Annotated in this window: 16 protein-coding genes; 12 read left to right on the top strand and 4 right to left on the bottom strand. The window is 68.1% G+C overall.

The genetic code is table 11. The annotated features are described in order from the left end of the window. Window positions 1–3: 3 nt before the first annotated feature. Together ACTOWL_RS16160 and ACTOWL_RS16155 are read left to right on the top strand one after the other, a co-directional pair. On the top strand, window positions 4–1218 hold the full coding sequence (locus ACTOWL_RS16160) for an FtsX-like permease family protein (RefSeq protein ID WP_441322274.1): 1215 nt from the start codon (window positions 4–6) through the stop codon (window positions 1216–1218). After that, window positions 1211–2830, top strand: coding sequence for a formylglycine-generating enzyme family protein (locus tag ACTOWL_RS16155; protein WP_441322273.1), 1620 nt, complete (start codon window positions 1211–1213; stop codon window positions 2828–2830). The genes ACTOWL_RS16160 and ACTOWL_RS16155 overlap by 8 nt, the downstream gene beginning before the upstream one ends. A gap of 37 nt (window positions 2831–2867) precedes the next feature. Here ACTOWL_RS16155 and ACTOWL_RS16150 read toward each other — a convergent pair whose 3' ends face one another. Then, window positions 2868–4442 carry a 2Fe-2S iron-sulfur cluster-binding protein gene (locus tag ACTOWL_RS16150; protein ID WP_441322272.1) on the bottom strand — a complete coding sequence of 525 codons (1575 nt, stop codon included), beginning with the start codon at window positions 4440–4442 and terminating at the stop codon, window positions 2868–2870. Window positions 4443–4553: 111 nt separating this feature from the next. Next, window positions 4554–7673 (bottom strand): FHA domain-containing protein, encoded by a 3120-nt coding sequence (locus tag ACTOWL_RS16145; protein ID WP_441322271.1) that lies wholly within the window; start codon window positions 7671–7673, stop codon window positions 4554–4556. Window positions 7674–7943: 270 nt separating this feature from the next. On the opposite strand from ACTOWL_RS16145, the gene ACTOWL_RS16140 reads away from it, so the two are divergent. The 10 genes from ACTOWL_RS16140 to ACTOWL_RS16095 all read left to right on the top strand — a co-directional run bounded on the left by ACTOWL_RS16140 (window position 7944) and on the right by ACTOWL_RS16095 (window position 17820). Beyond that, window positions 7944–8996 (top strand): cytochrome-c peroxidase, encoded by a 1053-nt coding sequence (locus tag ACTOWL_RS16140; RefSeq protein ID WP_441322270.1) that lies wholly within the window; start codon window positions 7944–7946, stop codon window positions 8994–8996. A 43-nt stretch (window positions 8997–9039) separates the two neighbouring features. Then, a complete protein-coding gene (locus tag ACTOWL_RS16135; RefSeq protein WP_441322269.1) occupies window positions 9040–10755 on the top strand; it encodes a DAHL domain-containing protein in 1716 nt (571 codons plus the stop codon). A gap of 69 nt (window positions 10756–10824) precedes the next feature. Then, a complete protein-coding gene (locus ACTOWL_RS16130) occupies window positions 10825–11745 on the top strand; it encodes a response regulator (protein ID WP_441322268.1) in 921 nt (306 codons plus the stop codon). A 99-nt stretch (window positions 11746–11844) separates the two neighbouring features. Continuing rightward, window positions 11845–12477 (top strand): hypothetical protein, encoded by a 633-nt coding sequence (locus ACTOWL_RS16125; RefSeq protein WP_441322267.1) that lies wholly within the window; start codon window positions 11845–11847, stop codon window positions 12475–12477. A gap of 936 nt (window positions 12478–13413) precedes the next feature. Then, window positions 13414–13896, top strand: coding sequence for a hypothetical protein (locus ACTOWL_RS16120; protein ID WP_441322266.1), 483 nt, complete (start codon window positions 13414–13416; stop codon window positions 13894–13896). A gap of 136 nt (window positions 13897–14032) precedes the next feature. After that, entirely contained in the window at window positions 14033–14518 is a 486-nt protein-coding gene (locus ACTOWL_RS16115; RefSeq protein WP_441322265.1) for a hypothetical protein, read from the top strand. A 110-nt stretch (window positions 14519–14628) separates the two neighbouring features. Continuing rightward, window positions 14629–15123 (top strand): hypothetical protein, encoded by a 495-nt coding sequence (locus ACTOWL_RS16110; protein WP_441322264.1) that lies wholly within the window; start codon window positions 14629–14631, stop codon window positions 15121–15123. Between the two features lie 86 nt (window positions 15124–15209). After that, complete coding sequence (locus ACTOWL_RS16105; protein ID WP_441322263.1) at window positions 15210–15695, top strand: hypothetical protein; 486 nt, start codon at window positions 15210–15212, stop codon at window positions 15693–15695. A 95-nt stretch (window positions 15696–15790) separates the two neighbouring features. Next, window positions 15791–16885: a hypothetical protein gene (locus ACTOWL_RS16100; RefSeq protein WP_441322262.1), complete on the top strand. Its 1095-nt coding sequence runs from the start codon at window positions 15791–15793 to the stop codon at window positions 16883–16885. A 290-nt stretch (window positions 16886–17175) separates the two neighbouring features. Next, complete coding sequence (locus ACTOWL_RS16095; protein ID WP_441322261.1) at window positions 17176–17820, top strand: hypothetical protein; 645 nt, start codon at window positions 17176–17178, stop codon at window positions 17818–17820. Between the two features lie 267 nt (window positions 17821–18087). On the opposite strand, the gene ACTOWL_RS16090 is transcribed toward ACTOWL_RS16095, so the two are convergent. Together ACTOWL_RS16090 and ACTOWL_RS16085 are read right to left on the bottom strand one after the other, a co-directional pair. Beyond that, window positions 18088–18930, bottom strand: coding sequence for an alpha/beta hydrolase (locus tag ACTOWL_RS16090; protein ID WP_441322260.1), 843 nt, complete (start codon window positions 18928–18930; stop codon window positions 18088–18090). Next, window positions 18927–19202: hypothetical protein (locus ACTOWL_RS16085; RefSeq protein WP_441322259.1), on the bottom strand; the 276-nt coding region annotated here is incomplete at its 5' end. The genes ACTOWL_RS16085 and ACTOWL_RS16090, both read right to left, overlap by 4 nt.

Below are 19202 nucleotides of genomic sequence, written 5' to 3'. Positions count from 1 at the left end.
CCGATGACCGGACGCATTGCCATGGCGGCACGCCTCGCCACCCGGGATTTCGGCCATGACTGGCGCATCGCCCTGTGCCAGGTGCTCGGGCTGGCGGCCGTCCTGGCCCCGCTCCTGGTCCTGTTCGGGCTGCGCTTCGGCCTGATCGACACCCTGGCCCAGCGGCTGATCGAGGATCCCCGCAACCGCGAGATCGTCCCCGCCGGCAGCGGCCGCTTCGTCGACGCCTTCTTCACCGAGCTCGCCGCCCGGCCGGACGTCGCCTTCGTCACCCCGGCGACCCGGGCGATCGCCGCCAGCGTCACCCGGCTGCGCAGCGAGGCGGGCGGCCGCACCCTGTCCGGCACGCCGCTGCTGCCGACCGGGCCGGGCGACCCGATGCTCGGCGCGGCCGAGCCCCCATCCGGCGCCGCGGTGGTGCTGACCCGCCGGCTGGCCGAGTCCCTGGGCGTCGCCCAGGGCGGCCGGCTGGTGGCCGAGATCACCCGCCAGCGCGACGGCGTGCTGGAGGCGCAGCGCATCCCGCTCACCGTCTCCGGCATCACCGACCAGCCGGTCTCGCCGGGCGAGGCGATACTGGCGTCGCTCGACCTCCTGGTCGCCACCGAGGACTGGCGGGACGGCTTCGCCGTCGACGACCGGGGCTGGCCCGGGGCGCCGCGGCCGCAGGCCGAGCGCAACTTCGCCCGGTTCCGCCTCTATGCCCGCTCGATCTACGACGTGGCCGGGCTGGAGGAGGCGTTCCGGCGCCAGGACATCGCGGTCCGCACGGCATCGGCCGACATCGCCCAGATGCAGTCGCTCGACCGCAATCTCGGCATCGCCTTCTGGCTGATCGCCGGCTGCGGCGGCTTCGGCTACCTGATCTCGCTGGCGGCCGGGCTGCGCAGCCATGTCGAGCGCAAGCGGCGCGACCTCGCCCTGCTGCGGCTGATCGGCCTGCCGACCCGCGCCCTGGTCGCCTTCCCGGTCACCCAGGCCGTCCTGATCGCGCTGCTCGGCCTGGTCCTCGGTGGCGTGGTGTTCCAGGGGGCCGCCACCGTGCTCAACACCGTGTTCGCCACCGGCCTCCTGCCCGGCGAGCGCATCTGCCGGCTGCTGCCCATCCACCTCGCCGTGGCCGCGGCGGCGACGATGGCGGCGGCGCTGCTGTCGGCCAGCTGGGGCGGCCTGCTGGCGGCCCGCATCGAAGTCTCCAAGGAGTTGCGCGATGGCTGAGCGCCCGGTCATGCGCTTCTGGGGACTGCTGATCGGCGTGGCGCTGCTGTCCGCCGCGCGCCCGGCCATCGCCGACGATGCCCCCTGGCCGGCGGAGGCCTACAACCCCGCCCCGGCGGAGGGCGACGTGGTGCTGCCGATGCCCTGCGGCGGCGCCATGGCGTTCCGCCGCGTCGCCTTGCCCTCGACCGGGGTGCTCGACGACGTCCGGGTCCAGTTCGGCGACGCCCAGCCCGAGCTCGGCTTCTTCAGCGACCGGCGGTTCGACGTGATCGCCGGCGCTTTCGGCGACCCCACCGTCCCCGGCACCCGCTATTTCCTGATCGGCAAATACGAGGTCACGCGCGCCCAGTGGGCCGTGCTGTCCGGCGATGCCTGCCCGAATCCGGGGATGCGGCAGCGCGTGCCGCAGACCGAGATCTCCTGGTTCGACGTGGTCGGCTTCGCCAACCGCTATTCGCAGTGGCTGCTGGCCCATGCCCGCGACGCGCTGCCGGCGGAATCGGGCACGCCCGGCTTCCTGCGCCTGCCGACCGAGGACGAGTGGGAATACGCCGCCCGCGGCGGCATGGCCGTGTCCTCCGAGAATTTCCTGGCGGCCCGGTTCCCGATGCCGGAGGGCGCCGCCGACTACGTCTGGTACCAGGGCACCGGCTCGGCCGAGGGCCGGCTGCACCCCGTCGGGCTGCTCAAGCCCAACCCGCTCGGCCTGTACGACATCCTCGGCAATGCCGCGGAGATGATGCTCGAATCCTTCCGGCTGAACCGGCGCGGCCGGCTGCACGGCCAGGCCGGCGGCTTCATCGCGCGCGGCGGCGACTACAACACGCCGCTGAGCCAGATCCGGACCGGGATGCGGGTCGAGATGCCCTATTACGCCGCCGGCGCCGCCACGGCCACGGAAAGCCGGCAGCTGGGCTTCCGCCTGGTGGTCGCGGCGCCGGTGGTGACCTCGCCCGAGAAGCTGGACGAGATCGAAAAGGCCTGGGAGGCGATGCCGTCCTCCGGCGAGGCCCCGTCGACCGCGCGCCGCGAGGACGCCGCGCTCGGCACCCTCGACCGCCTCGCCGACGAGGCAGGCGACGAGACGGTCCGCGCCCAGCTGCGCGACGCCGGCCGGTCGATCCGCGAGGCGCTGGTCGACCGCAACGACGCGCGGGACCGGACCGTCCGGCTGCTGATCAATGTCGGCGCCCTGCTCGGCAACAAGCTGCGCGTCGACCATCAGCGGCTGCTGGCGGTGCAGAGGGCGATCGAGGGCGTGGCCCGGCCGGCGCTGCGGCAGCTGCAAGGTCGGCGCCAGGATCCGCAGATCCGCAAGGCCATCACCGACGCCACCGCGCGGATCGGGGAGATGGAGGATCAGCGGGACGGGCTGGAGGACACCGTCAAGACCTCCCGCGAGACCTATGTCGACACCGTGCTCAGCACCGGCAGCGACTATTCGGACGAGGTCATCGCCGCCCAGCTGCCGGCGCTGAAGGCCGAGCTGCACGCCCGCGGCTCCGACGCGCTGCTGCCCTATGTCGACCTGTTCGTTCAGCACATGCGGCGGATGCGCGACAACAGCGCCGCCGACCCGCAGAGCCTGATCGACGACCTGACCCGGTGAGGCGGCGACCGATCGGTGGCCGCCGCCTCCACCGCCTTCAGGCGTCGATGACGACGGTCCCCCGGGGCCGGCCGATGCAGGCCAGGAAATAGCCGTCCGCGATCTCCGGATCGGACAGGGCGACTTGGCCGTCCATGCTCACGGTGCCGCTCAGCTTCCTCATCCGGCAGGTGCCGCAGACGCCGGAGCGGCAGGAACTCTGGACCGGGATCGCATGGCGGTCGGCGGCGTCGAGGATGGACTCGTCCGCGCCGCAGTCGATCGTCCGGTTGCTGTCGCGGAAGACCAGCCTGGCCTCGACGGGCGCGGCGGCGACCGCGGCCGTCGAGGCCGCAGCGGTTGCCTTCGGCACCAACAGGGCGGGGGCGGAGGCCGGCGCGCCGCCGAAGCTCTCCTCGTGGTAGCGGGCCATGGGGAAGCCCCACGCCTGCAGCAGCGTCCTGATCATCGCCATGTAGCCGCCGGGACCGCAGACGAAGACCTCGCGCTCCAGGACATCCGGCGCCAGGAGCCGCAGCAGCGCCTCGCTGAAATGGCCGGTCGGGCCGTTCCAGGACTGCCCCGGGGACACCCGCGCCGGCACGACGGCGAGGCGCAGGGCATCGCCCAGCCGCGAGCTGATATGCTGCAGCTCCTGCCCGAAGATCACGTCGTCCGGCGTCCGGACATTGTTGATCAGCACGATGTCGGCGGCGCAGCCGGTGTCGGCGAGCCATCGCAGCATCGACATCGCCGGCGTGATGCCGCTGCCGCCGGCGATCAACAGCAGCCTGGCAGCCGGCCGGTCGACGCAGGTGAAGCGGCCGTGCGGGCCGATCAGCTCGAGCTCGAACCCCGGCGCCATGGTGTCGTGCAGCCAGTTCGAGGCCCGACCCTTGGGCACGCGCTTGACCGTGATCGACAGGGTGTAGGGCCGCGACGGCGAGGACGAGATCGTGTAGCTGCGGCGCAGGGTCCGGCCGTCGACCGGCAGCTCCAGCGTGACGAACTGGCCCGGCTTGTAGCTGAACAGGCGGGGCGGGTCGGCGGCCAGGGTGAAGGTCTTGGTGTCCCGCGTCTCGTCGATGCTGGCGATGCAGCGAACCTTGACTCGGCCGCCCTGCCAGACCGGCGCCTCGCCGATCGCCAGCCGGGCCGCGGGCCAGGGCTCGCCGCCCGGCATCGGCTCCGGTTTCGACTCGATCTCGGCCTCGCGCGGCGCGGCCGCCGCGGCGGGCATCGGGTGCGCCATCAGGGCCTCGAGCTCCTGCCGGGCGCCGGTCCGCCCCCGCGATTCGCCGATGGCGAACCTGACGCCGGCCCGTGAGGGTCCCCGGCTAACGCGCTGCACGAAGTCGGCGAGGGACGCCTTCAGCGCGTTCGCCCGCTCGCTGCCGAAATCCCGGTCGAACCGGGCCAGTTGGCGGGCGATCGCATCGCGGTCCGGCGACAGCGTTCCGGCCTCGTAGTCGGCCCAGGTCGCCGTGTAGTTGAACCGCAGCGTCGTCAGCGCCCGGCACATATCCTCGCTGTCGGTCCAGTGCAGATCGTTCATCAGCGTCTGGAAACGCTGCACCTCCTGCGGCGTGATGTCCTTTTCGCTATCGGAGACGTAGATAAAGACCAGGAACACGAGAACCGCCAGATCGACTCCCTGTTCTTCGGTTCTGATGTTTTCGGTCAGCGTATCCATGCGCATGGGCCTCCAAGTCTGGTCGGTTCTTGGTCTGGTTGGATCCGGCGATCAGCTGGCGTAGCGGAGGGACGGCACGAGATCCGCCACCGGCGGCGGCTGATCGGCCTCATCCGGCGCCGCCGCCAGCAGGTCGGGCCGCCGGATGGTCATGACGATGGCGAAGTCACTGACGATCTCGTGTGTGCCATCGCCCGGATCGATCAGATCGCCGGCCTCGAACAGGCGCTCGGACGTGCGGATCGATCCGAACTGAAGGAAGCGCATATCGCCCGACCCGGCCGCCGCAGGCAGCCCATCGCCGGCCCGGAAGCGCCCGACCCGGCAGTCGTGGACGATCTCGGCAAGGGCGGAGAGGCCCAGCGACCGCAGGGCCGTGCTGCGGGCCAGCGCCACCAGCCGCAGCGCCGGATCGAAGGACCGCAGGCAGCGGCTTTCTGCGGCGTCCTGCCAGTCGATCCGCAGGCTGGGTCCGGCGCCCGGCCCGAAGGTCAGGAGAGCGTCGCGGCGAAGCACGAAGGATTCGCCGTTGCAGGCGACGCCGTCGACGAAGATCCCGGCGCCGTCGAGCCGCAGGATGCGGACCTCGCCATGGGCCGAGGACAGCGCCAGATGGTACGGCCACATCACCGGGCTGGGGATGGTGATGTCGTTGCCCGGGCCGCGGCCCACGGTGATCACGGGCTGCGCGTGCGTCGAGCGGCTTTGCGTGCCGTCGGGCAGCGCGACCACGGCGTGGATCAGCGGCTCGGACGCGCCGGCGTCCGCAGCGGCGGCGCCGGTCAGGATGTCCACGGTCTGCCGCAGCAGCCAATGGCCGTCGGCCTTCCCGACCTCCGCGAGCCGGCGCGCGGCGCGGCGCGCCAGGGCCTCGTCGACATAGCTGAATGCGGTCAGCGTCAGGGCGCGGACGACCGGCGCCTCGTGCTCCAGCAGCAGGTCCAGGCTGGCGGTGCGGTCGAGGCCGGCGACGATGACCTCGCGGAACGACCGCCGCGGCAGCTCCGCCGGCCGTTCGCCGCCGATGTCGGGCGCCGCGGCCTGGCCCTGCAGGATGGCGATGATCTCTTCGCCGAGCGCCTCCCCCCAGCGGACCGCCTCCTGCCCGGCGATCGGGCAGGACAGCGCGTCGATCACGCCGTCGCCCGCCAGGGCGGCCAGATCCTGCGCATACCATCGGCCGAGCCTGCCGTCGCCGAAGGCATGCAGGCAGGACAGGCCGGCCTCGCACAACGCCCCGAGCCGGTCCGCATCGGCCGCCAGCAGCAGCTCGTTCAGCGTCCGGGCGAAGCGTTCGGGGAGGCTGGAGCCCTGCAGGCAGAAATACGCCCCCTGCAGCCTCGCCAGGGCATCGAGGATCGACTCCATCTGCCGGGCCAGCATGCCGCCCGGCGCGGTGAGCTCCGCCATCACGTCCCGATGCTCGGCATCGGTGATCTGCAGGCTGGTGCGGAGGGTCCTGATCGTCGACTGCATGCCCGGATCGGTCCGGATCGTGTCCAGCGTCCGGCCGGCCGCGACATGGGCGACCAGATACCGGCCGATGATCTGGTGATAATTGGCGACGCAGGCCATCCGCTCCTCGGTGGTGGTCCGGACGCCGTCGAGAACCGCCGCCTCGGAGATCTCCGGCTCCTCCAGCAGCCGCAGATGGTCCTCGTCGCTGATCTCCATCTGCTGCCGCACGTCGTGCAGCAGCTCGGCCGACGACACCACCCCGGTCTTGCCGCCGGTGATGGCGTCGTCCAGCAGGTTGCGGTAGGCCTCGAGCTTCTGGTCGTGCGGCAGCTCCGGCAGCACCTTCGCCAGGATATAGATCTCGTCGGGCTTGAGGTCGCCGACCGATCGGCCGTCCAGGTATCGGGTGAAGTCGATCTTCAATTTTTTCAATTGATTGAGCAAATTTGACGAGATCTTCTCACGCTCATACTTGAACGCCGAGCGGCTGAGCGACTGCCATAGCCACATGGTGCTGAGCGAGACGATCAGGATGTCGACGAAATGGATCGCGGCCGGGGGCAGCATCAGCAGGCTGGGCCGGCCGCCATGCAGGTAGAAGATGTTGATCGACAGATAGGCGCTGACGCTCAGGCAGTGGTTGACGATCTCCGCTTCGGGGATGGCCTTGCCGCCGCGGCTCCGCACCCAGCGATAGGCCCGCTCCAGCCCGGTGCCCAGGGCCAGCGCCGCCAGGACGGCGGCCGCCATGACCAGCGGCACGGCGACCAGCTTGGGAATCGGGATCGCCTGGCCGGCGAGATACAGGCCCGGATCGAGGAGCCGGCCGAGCGCCCCGGCCTCGTGGCTCCAGATCCCCGAAAGGTAATAGTCCCAGCTTCCGGCATAGAGGTAGAAGTACCAGTAGAAGCCGATGATCAGCCCGTTGAACATGTAGTAGATGCGCCGCCGGGCCGGATCGAGGATCGAGCTCCAATAGGATTGTTCGAGATCGATGTCGCCGCAATTGGCGGCGCAGCCGACGCAGGCGCTGCGGTCGCCGCCGGGCGAGCTGCTGCGGCACATCGATTGCGGCACGGCCGGGCGCAGCAGGTGCGGCGCGCTCTCCAGCAGCCCGCGCGGCTCGGTGTAGATCTTCTGGACGATGTTCGCCGGGCAGAAGTAGTTGCACCAGGACTTGCCGCCCCAGAGGAAGCCGACGAGGAACGCCGCGGCCAGCACCAGGAGCAGCGCCGCCGCCAGAGCGTAACGATCGCTGTTGATGAACAGGATCCGCGCATTCAGCCCGGCGAACAGGATGCCGAACTGGACGTACCAGGCATTGCGGTCGAGCCAGCCGCCGCGCGGGATCAGGGCCAGCGTGCGCTCGAGCTTGCCGGTCCGCCGCCGCACCACCGTGCGCTGCCGCTGCCAGCCCAGATAGCGCGGCAGCTGGGACATCAGCGACAGCGGGCAGATGCGCCGCCAGGCCTCGTGCCCGAACACCATCAGGAACAGCGGGATCAGCGGGACGACGATGGTCCAGAACACCCGGGCCCCGACCTGGTAGGGCTCGCTGGCCAGCATGCCGTCCTGGACCGTGACCGAGGTGCCGGCATGGGTCCAGCCGATCGAGACCGGATCCCAGAACAGGGAGGCGATGAGCCCGGCCCATCCGGTCAGCAGCACGCCCCGTACGACGAGCATCTTGCGTTCGGCGGTCCGCGCGAGCATGTCAGGGCTCCCCCATGGTTGCGGCTCAGCAACGACCGGCCGGGACGCTCAAGTCCTGGCCGGTGGTGCGCGACGCTCGGGACTGGTGTCTGCACTCTGTTCCCAGAGGCCCGCGGTTCCTGACGGTACCGCAGCGGCGGAGGCTCTCCGTCCATCGCCGCGATGATACGGCCATAACCAGATCGCATAGTGCGGGGATCTTCTTCCGGCGGACACTAATTCCAGCCACGAACCCACGTCGTGGCCACTAATCCGTCAGGGCGGCAGAAGATGAAGTGCGATCTCGACCTTCGGCACCGGGGCGCAACAGGGCAGGCTTCGGCCCCGACCATCGGGCGGCAGCTCCTGATCGCCGCCGTGCCGGCCCTGGCCCTGGCGCTTCTGGGGCCAGCCCTGGTCGAGGCGCAGACGCCGGAACCGATCGCGCCGATCCCGTTCCAGCTGGAGCTGGACCAGCGCAAGGTCGATCTGGGCGAGGCCCTGTTCCACGACGTCCGGCTGTCCAAGGACAACGAGAACGCCTGCTCGTCCTGCCATGACCTCGACAATGGCGGCGACGACGGGCTGGCCAAGTCGAAGGGGCTCGGCGGCAAGGGCGGGAAGCGGAACACGCTGACGATCTTCAACTCGACGCTGAACTTCCGCATGATGTGGGACGGCCGGTTCGCGTCGTCGGAGCAGCAGGTCGAGGCCGCGATCCACGATCCGACCGTGATGGGCGAGACCTGGCCGGCCATCATCGACAAGCTGGCGCAGGACCAGGCCCTGAAGGAGGCCTTCGCCGGCCTCTATCCCCAGGGGATGCAGCCGCAGACCATCACCGATGCGATCGTCGTCTACGAACGGTCCCTGACCACGCCCAATGCGCGGTTCGACAAGTTCCTGCGCGGCGACAAGACGGCGCTCGGCCCCGACGAGCTCGAAGGCTACCGCCTGTTCAAGACCTATGGCTGCGCCTCCTGCCACCAGGGGGTAAATGTCGGCGGCAACATGTTCCAGGTGTTCGGGGTGCTTGGCATGCCCGGGGACTACTTCCGGTCGCACGGCTCGCCCGACAACCCTGATTTCGGCCTCTACAACACCACCAAGGTCGAGGAGGACCGGTTCGTGTTCCGTGTCCCCAGCCTGCGCAACGTCGCGCTGACGGCGCCCTATTTCAACGACGGCTCGGCCGCGACGCTCACCGAAGCCGTCGATGCCATGGCGAAATACCAGCTCGGCCGCCAGATCCCGCCTCGCGACAACGCGCTGATCGTGGCGTTCCTGCGGAGCCTGACCGGCGAATACAAGGGGCGCCCTCTCGACGTCCGCCCTTCGCAGTGAATTTGCCCACCGCAATCGAAAAGACGGTGACGGAGATCATGTCATGATCGTCAGATCCAGGATCGTCTGCATAGGCTCCATCGCCGTTCTTCTCACGGTTCTGGCCGCTCTTCTGGCGATGCTGCGCACGCCGGACACCCGGCCGGCGGAGCTCCTGGCCAGCCTCGCCGAGATGAAGCAGATCGACGCCCTCTGGAGCGCCGACGTCCTCAGCCTGGAGCTGGGCCTGAACCCCAACTACGACTCCGTGGCCGCACCCGTCGGCAAGCTGGCCGAGCATTATCGGACGATCGAGACGCTGATCGCGGGCGACCCGGCGGAGACCCAGGATCTGTCGTCCTCGCTCGCCGCGTACCGCTCGGCGATGGACGACAAGATCCGCATCGTCGAGCGGATCAAGGCGCAGTACTCGATCATCAGCAACTCCTCGCGCCTGTTGCCGATCGCCGCGGCGGACCTGTTCACCGAGCTTGAGGGCAGCGCGGACAAGCCTGCGCCCAGCCCGTCGATCGCCGATCTGCTGACTCGCATCGTCATCGATGTGGCGAGCTACATCGTCACCCCCAGCGAGCAGCTGCGGCAGGTCATCGACGACCAGATGACCGCCTTGCGCGAGGCCGCCGGCCGGACATCGCCCGAGGCGGCGACCAAGGCGGACACGCTCCTGGCCCATATGGCGGTCATCCTCCGTCAGAAGCAGCTCGGCACCAAGCTGATCGTCGACCTCACGGCCGTGCCGACCGCCCAGGCCATCGACCGCCTGCAGCGCGACGCCCAGGCCCTGGAGGCCGACCAGAACCGGTACCGGTCGCTGCTCCGCGACCTGATGCTGGTGTGCTCCTTCCTGCTCGCCCTGGCGATCGCCTGGGCCGCCTATCTGCTGCGCCGGCACTACAGACGGCTCAACCAGGACAATTCGGCGCTGCAGCAGGCCAATGAGGACGTGCAGTCGCAGCTGATCCAGTCGTCGAAACTGTCCGCCATGGGCCAGATGGTGGCGGGCATCACCCACGAGATCAACACGCCGCTGGCCTATGTGAAGGCGGTGTTCTGCCTGATCCGGGATCAGATGGCCGAAATGCAGGCGGGCAGGACGGCCACCCTCGGCGCCGTTGCGGAGCTGCGGCCGGCCGCGGCTGAAGGACTGCCCGACGATCAGCTCGGCGAGCTCAACATGCTGATCGACGAAGGGCTGCACGGCCTCGACGAGATCACCAACCTGATCATCACGATGAAGAACTTCTCGCGCCTCGACAAAGGTCGCCTCGAATATATCGACATCGAGGAAGCCCTGGACGGCGCAGCCCTGATCGCCCGGTCCGAAGTCAAATACATCGCGGATACCGTCAAGGACTACGGGAAGATCCCCAAGATCCATGCGTCGGCGACGCAGCTGAAGCAGGTGTTCCTGAACCTCATCAACAACGCCGCCCACGCCATGGCCGATCAGCCCAAACGCGGCAAGCTGACCCTGCGCACGCGGGCGGAGTCCGATGACATGATCCGGATCGAGATCGAGGACAGCGGGACCGGCATCCCGCCGGAGGCCCTGCCCAAGATCTTCGATCCGTTCTTCACCACCAAGGATGTCGGCAAGGGGACCGGCATGGGGCTGTCGATCTGCTACCGGATCATCCAGACCCATGGCGGCACCATCTTCGCCAGGTCCGAGGTCGGCGTCGGGACCATCTTCACCATCATCCTGCCGCATCGCGCCAAGGCCGACCTCGAGCACCGGCTCGAGCAGGCCGCCGCGTGAGACAGCTTCTGCCGCCCGCCCCGCCCAACACCCCTCCCATGACGCTTCGCAGGTATGAAGGAGAGCGAGATGACTGACAGGCCCAGCCTGCTCTTCGTGGATGACGAAGAGCGCATCGTGAAGCTGCTCAAGGTGATGTTCCGGTCCAGCTACGACGTCCACACCGCGACCGGCGGGCGGGAAGCCCTCGCGATTCTCGAGCAGCATCACATCGACGTGATCGTCTCCGACCAGCGCATGCCGGAGATGGTCGGGATCGAGCTGCTGTCGCAGGTCTGCAAGCGGTGGCCCAACACGGTGCGCATCCTGCTCACCGGCTACAGCGATCTGGTCGCCATCATCGGCGCGGTCAACGAGGGCGAGGTCTTCCGCTTCCTCAACAAGCCGTGGAACCAGGACGAGCTGCGCCAGGTGATCGCCGAGGCGGTCGAGATCGCGCGCGCCGCCCCGGTGGCCGCCGAAGAGGCCGAGGCGGTCCTTACGCCTCCCCTCGGCATCGCCACCAAGCTGCTGGCGATCGACGGCCTGGCCAGCGATCGCCAGGAAATGCTCGAGATGTTCACCCGCGACTACAGCATCCTGACGGCCTCCACCGTCGAGGAGGCGCTGGAGATCCTGGAGCAGGAGGAGATCGGCGTCATCGTCACCAACAGCGAGGTCGGCGGCGTCGATGTCACCGACATGCTGGCGCAGATCGCCCGGATCGATCCCTCGATCACCGTGGTGGCGACGACCTCCTCCCCCGACGCCGACACCATCGTCAAGCTGATCAACCAGGGGCAGATCTACCGCTTCGCCATCAAGCCCCTCAGCCCCAATGTCTTCCGCTTGGCGGTCAGCGCCGCCATCCGCGAGCATCGCCGGCGCCTGGTCGATCCGAGATTCGCCCGACAGCCGGTGCCGAGGCAGGTCGAGGCCGTCACATCGGAGGGCGGCGGCCTGCTCGACAACATCGTCCGCAGCCTGGGCCGCTTCACCAAGGTCAGCTAGATCGGGATGAGTTCAGGCTGGATCGGATGACCCTGACGAGATCGGACCCCATCTCGTTGTTAACACATTGTGCTCTTGTATTAATCTGCGATCGTGTTCATGCTACGTTCTATGGACACCGCGCAGACCGATTCGATCTCGGAAGCCCCGGCCGCGGAGGAGCGGGCGGCGCGGCATCTGCGCATGCTCGCCCGGGCGGCCGAGATCCAGATGGAGATCATGGAGGCCACCCGCACCGAGGCGGTCGAGGCGCCGCAGCCCGGCGTCGACTATTGCCGGCGGATCGATGTGATCGCGAAGTCGCTGCGGCTGACGCTGCTGCTGGAGGACAAGTTCGCCAATCATCGCGGCGAGCGGCGCAAGGCCGCGGCGAAGCGCGAGGCCGCCCAGGAGGACTGGCACGACCTGCGGGTGAAGCTGGCGATGCTGGCGGCGGCCTACGAATCGTCCGAAGACCCCGAGGAGGTCGAGCGCCGCGCCGCCGAGGTGTGCGAGCGGGTCGAGCAGCCGGAGGTGGCGGAGCTGATCAAAGCCAGCCGGGCCGAGGTCGCGGTGGCGGCCCTGTGCCGGCGCTGGGGCTTCCCGCCGGATGTGGAGCGCTGGCTCGAAATGGCCGATAAGGGCATGGAGAATCTGGGCTTCATCCCGCCGCAGGACGGTGAGGACGACGAGGATCCGCCCAAGCTCCGCCCGGCCGGCGCCAGCCGCCGCAAGCCGCCGGACACAGGGTGACCGCCGGCGAATTCATCCGCTTCACCAACCTTCAGCATTCGCGAACGCAGCCTTCCACACTCCCCCTCCCCTTGCGGGAGGGGGTTGGGGGAGGGGTCTGCGCGCGTCCGCGCGCGAATGCGCAGAGGACAGGCCGTCATGGTCGAAGCGTCAGAGTTCAGGCCGGCCTTGATGGTGAAAACCCCCTCCCCCTGCCCCCTCCCGCGAGGGGAGGGGGAGAGTAGAAGGGATGGATTGGCTCGAACGACGGTATTCTGAAAAGGTCCCGCCCTGCGGGAGAGGTCGGAGGCGCTTGCGCCTCCGGGTACTGGTAGCCTGAGATGGAGCCGATTTGAAATCGGTTCCCTCCCACCGACAGCACTTCAAACTCTGTGGACGGCCAGCGATCATGGAGGGAAGGTCGCGGTACCTTATGTCGGCAACGGCCGGATCCTGGCCCGGGCCGACGGCCGCTGCGCCGGCCACTGCCTGCTGGTCGTCGGCTATGATGACGGCCTCGGCGCCGTGCTGCTGCGCAACAGCTTCATCTGGATGGCCTACGCCACCTTCCAGGCCCTGGCCCAGGGCAGTGTGTTCTTCATCGACGAGGGCTGATCTTCTCTGACGAAGCACCACAGGAGCATGTCATGGCACTCGGATCCTTCTTCGTCCTGCCCGGCTGAAGGCCCGGCTTTCCCGCTCGGACATCGGCTCTCCTTCTTCGGGAACCGTCCTCATTTTCTTTGTTTCACCAATGGGTTACACTCAAAACCCATCTGCGACGATGCCCGGCCATGCCGGGATTAAATATTGCTCATCTCGCGATCGGTGATGGATCGGTCATGCATCGGTGACGGGATCGCGAGATCGACCGTGTTAAGTCGCCACCGACATGCCACGGGATGCGGCCGATGGACGGCTGTGACATCCCAGACTTGTGAGACTGGGAGAAATTCGATGATCCACCTGAAAATCGCCAGCGCGGCCGTCCTCGCCGCCGCCCTGCTTGCCGGCCCTGCCTTTGCCGACCCGACCGAGACCGCCAATGCCGCCGGCAAGGATGCGAGCTGGCTGCTCATCCAGACCGCGCAGAAGGTGCAGTTCGACGGCAAGACCTTGACGCTGAGCGGCATCAACCCGTCGGTGGTGATGTTCACCGACCGTCCGGCGCGTGTGGCCGAAGCGATCCCGACCGCCACGGTCATCAAGGACTGGGGTATCAAAGGCAAGAACAGCTTTGTCGCCGATCCGCCCAATGCGGTCCTGACCAGTATCGTCGACGGCAAGCTGCAGACTTCCACGGTGGAACTGACCAAGCCGACGCTCGACGGCACCACCTTGACCTATCAGGCCAAGGTCCTGGAGGGCACGCCGCCGGCGTCTGGAGGTACCAGTTCGCTATTCATTGACCAATTTTGCGTAACTTGCATCGCCCACTGATTCTAAACCGTCCTGGGACTCGGCCATCTGCCACCCGCGTTATCCGAATCCTTGCTGAGAGGCAGAAGTCAGTTGTCCCGCATCCGAAACCGGCTCCCATCCGGGCGATGCAGGACCTTCGAAACGAGAGGACATCATGAGGAAAATCTGTAGCGCGGTGCTGCTTGGCGCAGTGCTTCTGTCCAGCCCTGCCTTTGCCGACCCGACCGAGACCGCCGCGGCCGCCGGCAAGGATGCGAGCTGGCTGTTCATCCAGACCGCCCAGAAGGTGCAGTTCGACGGCAAGACCCTGACGCTGAGCGGCGTCAGCCCGTCCGTGGTGATGTTCACCGACCGCCCGGCGCGAGCTGCCGAGGCGATCCCGACCGCCACGTTCATCAAGGACTGGGGCATCAAAGGCAAGAACAGCTTTGTGGCCGATCCACCCAACGCCGGCCTGACCAGCATCGTCGATGGCAAGCTGCAGACGGCCACGGTGGAGCTCAAACAACCGAGCCTCGACGGTACGACCCTGACCTTTCAGGCGCGCGTTCTCGAAGGCACGCTGCCGGCGTCCGCCGGCACGACTTCTGTCTTCATCGATAGTGCTCAGTGCGTTGGCAAGTGGCCCAACCATTGTTGAGGCAATTGAGATGCTCAGCTGACTTCCCCCCTCGTTTATCGCGATGGGGGTTCGAGTGACCCACCCTTACCATTGCGCCTCCAATCGGCGCTCCAAGGAGAGAGATCATAATGTTCGTGAAGCTCACGGCCGCCCTGCTGAGTGCGGCGCTTCTATCGAGCCCGGCCTTTGCCGATCCGGTCGAGACCGCCGAGGCGGCCGGCAAGGATGCGAGCTGGCTGTTCATCCAGACCGCCCAGAAGGTCCAGTTCGACGGCAAGACCCTGACGCTGAGCGGCGTCAGCCCGTCCGTGGTGATGTTCACCGACCGCCCGGCGCGTGCTGCCGAGGCGATCCCGACCGATACGTTCATCAAGGACTGGGGCATCAAAGGCAAGAACAGCTTTGTGGCCGATCCGCCCAACGCCGGGCTGACCAGCATCGTCGACGGCAAGCTGCAGACTGCCACGGTGGAGCTCAAACAGCCGAAGCTCGATGGCACAACCCTGACCTTTCAGGCGCGCGTTCTCGAAGGCACGCTGCCGGCGTCCGCCGGCAGGACTTCAGTGTTTATCGATAGTATCGATATAAGTTGCGAGACGGATCCTCATAAGTGCGTACATTAAGTTGCGTAATGGAATCCTGGGTGCGGGAAAGGGAGCTGAAATCCTTACAATATCCACCTCCAACCCATGTCCTCGGGAGAGAGACCATGATGCTCTTGAAGTCCACGGGTGCAGCCGTCCTCACCTTCGCCCTGCTTGCCGGCCCGGCCTTTGCCGACCCGACCGAGACCGTCAAGGCGGCCGGCAAGGATGCGAGCTGGCTGTTCATCCAGACTGCCCAGAGGTCCACCTTCGATGGCAAGACCTTGACGCTGAGCGGCGTCAGCCCGTCGGTGGTGATGTTCACCGACCGCCCGGCGCGAGCGGCCGAGGCAATCCCCACCGCTACGTTCATCAAGGACTGGGGCATCAAGGGTGCAAACAGCTTTGTCGCCGATCCGCCGAATGCGGGCCTGACCAGTATCGTCGACGGCAAGCTGCAGACTGCCGCGGTGGAACTGACCAAGCCGACGCTCGACGGCACCACCTTGACCTATCAGGCCAAGGTTCTGGAGGGCACCCCGCCAGCGTCGGGTGGCACCACGTCCGTGTTTGTCGACACCTGCCACCCGCATTGGCCGGATCCTTGCTGAGAGGCGGAAGCCTGTTGTCCCGCATGCGAAGCCGGCTCACATTCGGGCGATGCGGAATCTCGAAACGAGAAGAAATATGGTCAGGAGTCCAAGTGATGCGGCGGACTGACCATCGCGCGGTGCGGTGCCGGAGAGCAGGGGCGTTACTGCTCTTGCTCCCGCTCTGCGGATGTGCGGGCATCGGCCCGACCACGCTCTATCGGGACCATCTCGATTACGCCAAGGCGATCACCGACGCGCAGAAAGAACAGACGCTCATGAACGTGGTGCGTCTGCGCTATGCGGATGTCCCGGCCTTTCTGTCGATCAATCAGGTCGTCGCGAGCCGTTCGCTGCAAAGAACAGGGACTGTAGGCGCCACCGGCTATCCAGACTTCAGTGCCGGGACCTTCGGCGCGCTGACCGGCAGTGTCCAGTACAACGACAATCCGACCATCACCTTCTCGCCCGTCAGCGGCCCGCAGTTCGCCGGATCATTCGTTCGCCCCCTTGCGCCGAGCGAGCTGTTCCCGCTGGCCCAGAACGGCCTGCCCATCGACGTTCTGCTCCGTCTTGGCGTCCAATCGATCGGCCGCCTCGAGAATGCCGGCCGGCCCGAGATCACCACTGCCGCCCAGGGAGCCCAGACGACAGGCTCTCCGGCCTTTTTCAGGCTGCTCGCCGGGCTGCGAACGCTGCAGGACAGCGGCGGCCTCAGCTTCCGCTTCACTGGCGGCAAGGACGGCGCTCATGTCTATCTCTTGATTTCCAACGGTTCCGATCCAGCCCTGGCGGCCGAGATGCGCTCCCTGCTCGGCATGGGGACAGACGAGGCCGAGATCGTATACGGCCGCACGGCGTCCCGCCCCAACCAGGTCGCGATGCTGACGCGATCGTTCATTGGCGTGCTGGCCCATGTCAGCGGCCAGATCGATGTTCCCGATGCCGACGTCGAAGCCCACCGGACGCTGGCTTCGATCGGCCATGCCGGCGGCGAGCAGAGGCCGAGCATCGTGGTGCGGACGGGGCAGACCAAACCGGCCGATGCGTTTGCCGCGATTCCTTACCGGGATCGATGGTTCTGGATCGCGGATACGGATTTCGAGTCGAAGGTCGCCTTCAGCATCGTGCAGCTCCTGATGGCGATCGCTCAAGGCGAAGTCGACAAAGCGGCCGCGCCCGTCCTGACGATTTCGGCCGGAGGCAATTGAGCGAGCCGGGGTCGTGCAAGCCGCCGGCAGTCAATGGAAGCCACCGCAGCGGCGTGCAATTCCACCCGTGAGCGAGCGATTGAACCCGCTCTCGCTTGACCAAACGCGGGCGCGCGGTCGCTTGTGCCAAAGCACCCGCCCCGTCATGCCAAAGCGCGCGCCCGGCTACATCACCGTCGGCCGGTTGCCGGTCCACGGCCTCGGCCGGACGCTTACGGATCGGATGACGGGATCGGACCCCATCTCGTTGTTAACACATTGTGCTCTTGTATTAATCTGCGATCACGTTCATGCTACGTTCTATGGACACCGCGCAGACCGATTCGATTTCGGAAGCCCCGGCCGCTCCCCAGGAGGAGCGGACGGCGCGGCATCTGCGCATGCTCGCCCGGGCGGCCGAGATCCAGATGGAGATCATGGAGGCCACCCGCACCGAGGCGGTCGAGGCGCCGCAGCCCGGCGTCGACTATTGCCGGCGGATCGACGTCATCGCGAAGTCGCTGCGGCTGACGCTGCTGCTGGAGGACAAGTTCGCCAATCATCGCGACGATCGTCGTAAGGGCACGGCGAAGCGCGAGGCGGCGCAGGAGGACCGGCACGCGCTGCGGGTGAAGCTGGCGATGCTGGCGGCGGCCTACGAAGTGTCCGGGGACCAGGAGGAGGTCGACCGCCGTGCCACCGAGGTGTGCGAGCGGGTCGAGCGGCCGGAGGTGGCGGAGCTGATCGAAGCCAGCCGGGCCGAGGTCGCGGTGGCGGCGTTGTGCCGGCGCTGGGGCTATCCGGTGCGGGTGGAGCGCTGGCTGGAGATGGCCGACGAGGCCATGGAGAAGCTGGGCTTCCTGCCGTCGGAGGACGGCGAGGACGATCCACCCGAGGCTCCGCCCAAACCTCGCCCGGCCTCCGCCCGCAAGCCCAGGCCGCCCGACACCGGGTAAGGTAGGTTGGGTTCGCTTTGGGCGAACCCAACACCCGGCCGCCATCGCGGCCCCCGATCCTGTTGGGTTCGCTGCCGCGAACCCAACCTACGAAATCCGGTTCCTTTTGCCTCTCCCGCCCTGCGGGAGAGGTCGGAGGCGCTTGCGCCTCCGGGTGAGGGCCCTGAGGCCCCGCTTTCACCCGCCGGCGCCAAAGACGCTCGACATCCTTGCCCGGATGCCCCGACCTCACTTCATTCCGCTCTCGCTGCCCGGGTGCGATCGGGGTCAGGCGCCTCGTCGCGACGCCGCGATCGTCCGTCCGAGGCGCTGCGCCAAGAGCGAGCCCGGGGAGCCCAGCGCCGTGGCGATGCTCATGTGGTTCTCGCCCGGGATGGTCGCGAAGCTGCTCGCGACGTCCGCCGCGGCCAGGCGCTCGGCGAAGGCCCGGCCCTGGGCCAGGAAGGGCGGCGTCTCCTCGGCGCCGACCACGACATCCACCACCGGCCCCGGCACCGGCGCGGCCGTCAGCGGCGACCAGGCCGCCACCTCCTCCGCCGTCAGCCCGATCTCCGGCTGCAGGAAGCTGCGGGTGATCGGGTCCAGGTCGTAGAGGCCGCTGACCAGCAGCAGGGACCGAACCGGGACGGCCGGTGCCGGCCCCTCCCCCGCCCCGCGGCAAGCCAGGAAGCTGGCGAGATGGGCGCCGGCGGAGGCGCCGCTGGCGCTGAGCGCCGCCGGGTCGCCGCCCCAGCGTCCGGCCTTTTCGGCCAGCCAGGCCACCGCCCGGCGCACCTGGCCGACCAGCGTCGCCATCCGCGCCTTCGGCATCAGCGAATAGTCGATGATCGCGGCGATCGCGCCATGGCCGGTGACGGCATCGGCGACGAAAGCATAGTCGAGCTTGGAGAAGGCGCGCCAATAGCCGCCATGGACGAAGACATGGACCGGGAACGGCCCCTGTCCCTCCGGCGGCAGATAGAGGTCGAGCTTCTCGTCCGGATGGTCGCCATAGGCCAGGTCGCGCACACCGCGCAGCGACTGCCGGGTGCGCTCGCTGGCCCGGCGATAGGCGGCGAGATGGGTTTCGAACTCCGGCACATGGGCGCGGATCATGAAGGGGTCGGTCATGGCAGGGCGGCCTGGGTGACGGGAGGGGGATCGTTCGAAAGGACGGGCGCAGCGGTGTCCGGCAGGTCGAGAGCCTCCAGCGCCGCCCGGGCCGCCGGCAGGTCGCCGGCCGGCACGCGCAGCAGCAGCACGGCGCGGACCTGGCCGTCGACGCCGCGGATCGGCCGCGCCGCCTCGCCGAGATCGGGGCCGGCCTCGCCGATGAGGGTGGCGACGCGCTGGCCGCCTTCGGCCCGGATCGCCGCCACCAGCTCGGGCAGCGTCAGCGAGGC

The sequence above is a fragment of the Inquilinus sp. CA228 genome (genome assembly GCF_052078665.1).
Taxonomy (GTDB): domain Bacteria; phylum Pseudomonadota; class Alphaproteobacteria; order DSM-16000; family Inquilinaceae; genus Inquilinus.
Note: the sequence above shows the minus strand (reverse complement) of the source record. Positions and strands in the feature narration are given on the sequence as shown.

What these genes read in the sequence shown, in the direction of transcription:
- ACTOWL_RS16160 (WP_441322274.1), top strand. Translation starts at nt 4, where the DNA reads ATGACCGGACGCATTGCCATGGCGGCACGCCTCGCCACCCGGGATTTC.
- ACTOWL_RS16155 (WP_441322273.1), top strand. Translation starts at nt 1,211, where the DNA reads ATGGCTGAGCGCCCGGTCATGCGCTTCTGGGGACTGCTGATCGGCGTG.
- ACTOWL_RS16145 (WP_441322271.1), bottom strand. Translation starts at nt 7,673, where the DNA reads ATGCTCGCGCGGACCGCCGAACGCAAGATGCTCGTCGTACGGGGCGTG.
- ACTOWL_RS16140 (WP_441322270.1), top strand. Translation starts at nt 7,944, where the DNA reads ATGAAGTGCGATCTCGACCTTCGGCACCGGGGCGCAACAGGGCAGGCT.
- ACTOWL_RS16135 (WP_441322269.1), top strand. Translation starts at nt 9,040, where the DNA reads ATGATCGTCAGATCCAGGATCGTCTGCATAGGCTCCATCGCCGTTCTT.
- ACTOWL_RS16130 (WP_441322268.1), top strand. Translation starts at nt 10,825, where the DNA reads ATGACTGACAGGCCCAGCCTGCTCTTCGTGGATGACGAAGAGCGCATC.
- ACTOWL_RS16125 (WP_441322267.1), top strand. Translation starts at nt 11,845, where the DNA reads ATGCTACGTTCTATGGACACCGCGCAGACCGATTCGATCTCGGAAGCC.
- ACTOWL_RS16120 (WP_441322266.1), top strand. Translation starts at nt 13,414, where the DNA reads ATGATCCACCTGAAAATCGCCAGCGCGGCCGTCCTCGCCGCCGCCCTG.
- ACTOWL_RS16115 (WP_441322265.1), top strand. Translation starts at nt 14,033, where the DNA reads ATGAGGAAAATCTGTAGCGCGGTGCTGCTTGGCGCAGTGCTTCTGTCC.
- ACTOWL_RS16110 (WP_441322264.1), top strand. Translation starts at nt 14,629, where the DNA reads ATGTTCGTGAAGCTCACGGCCGCCCTGCTGAGTGCGGCGCTTCTATCG.
- ACTOWL_RS16105 (WP_441322263.1), top strand. Translation starts at nt 15,210, where the DNA reads ATGATGCTCTTGAAGTCCACGGGTGCAGCCGTCCTCACCTTCGCCCTG.
- ACTOWL_RS16100 (WP_441322262.1), top strand. Translation starts at nt 15,791, where the DNA reads ATGCGGCGGACTGACCATCGCGCGGTGCGGTGCCGGAGAGCAGGGGCG.
- ACTOWL_RS16095 (WP_441322261.1), top strand. Translation starts at nt 17,176, where the DNA reads ATGCTACGTTCTATGGACACCGCGCAGACCGATTCGATTTCGGAAGCC.
- ACTOWL_RS16090 (WP_441322260.1), bottom strand. Translation starts at nt 18,930, where the DNA reads ATGACCGACCCCTTCATGATCCGCGCCCATGTGCCGGAGTTCGAAACC.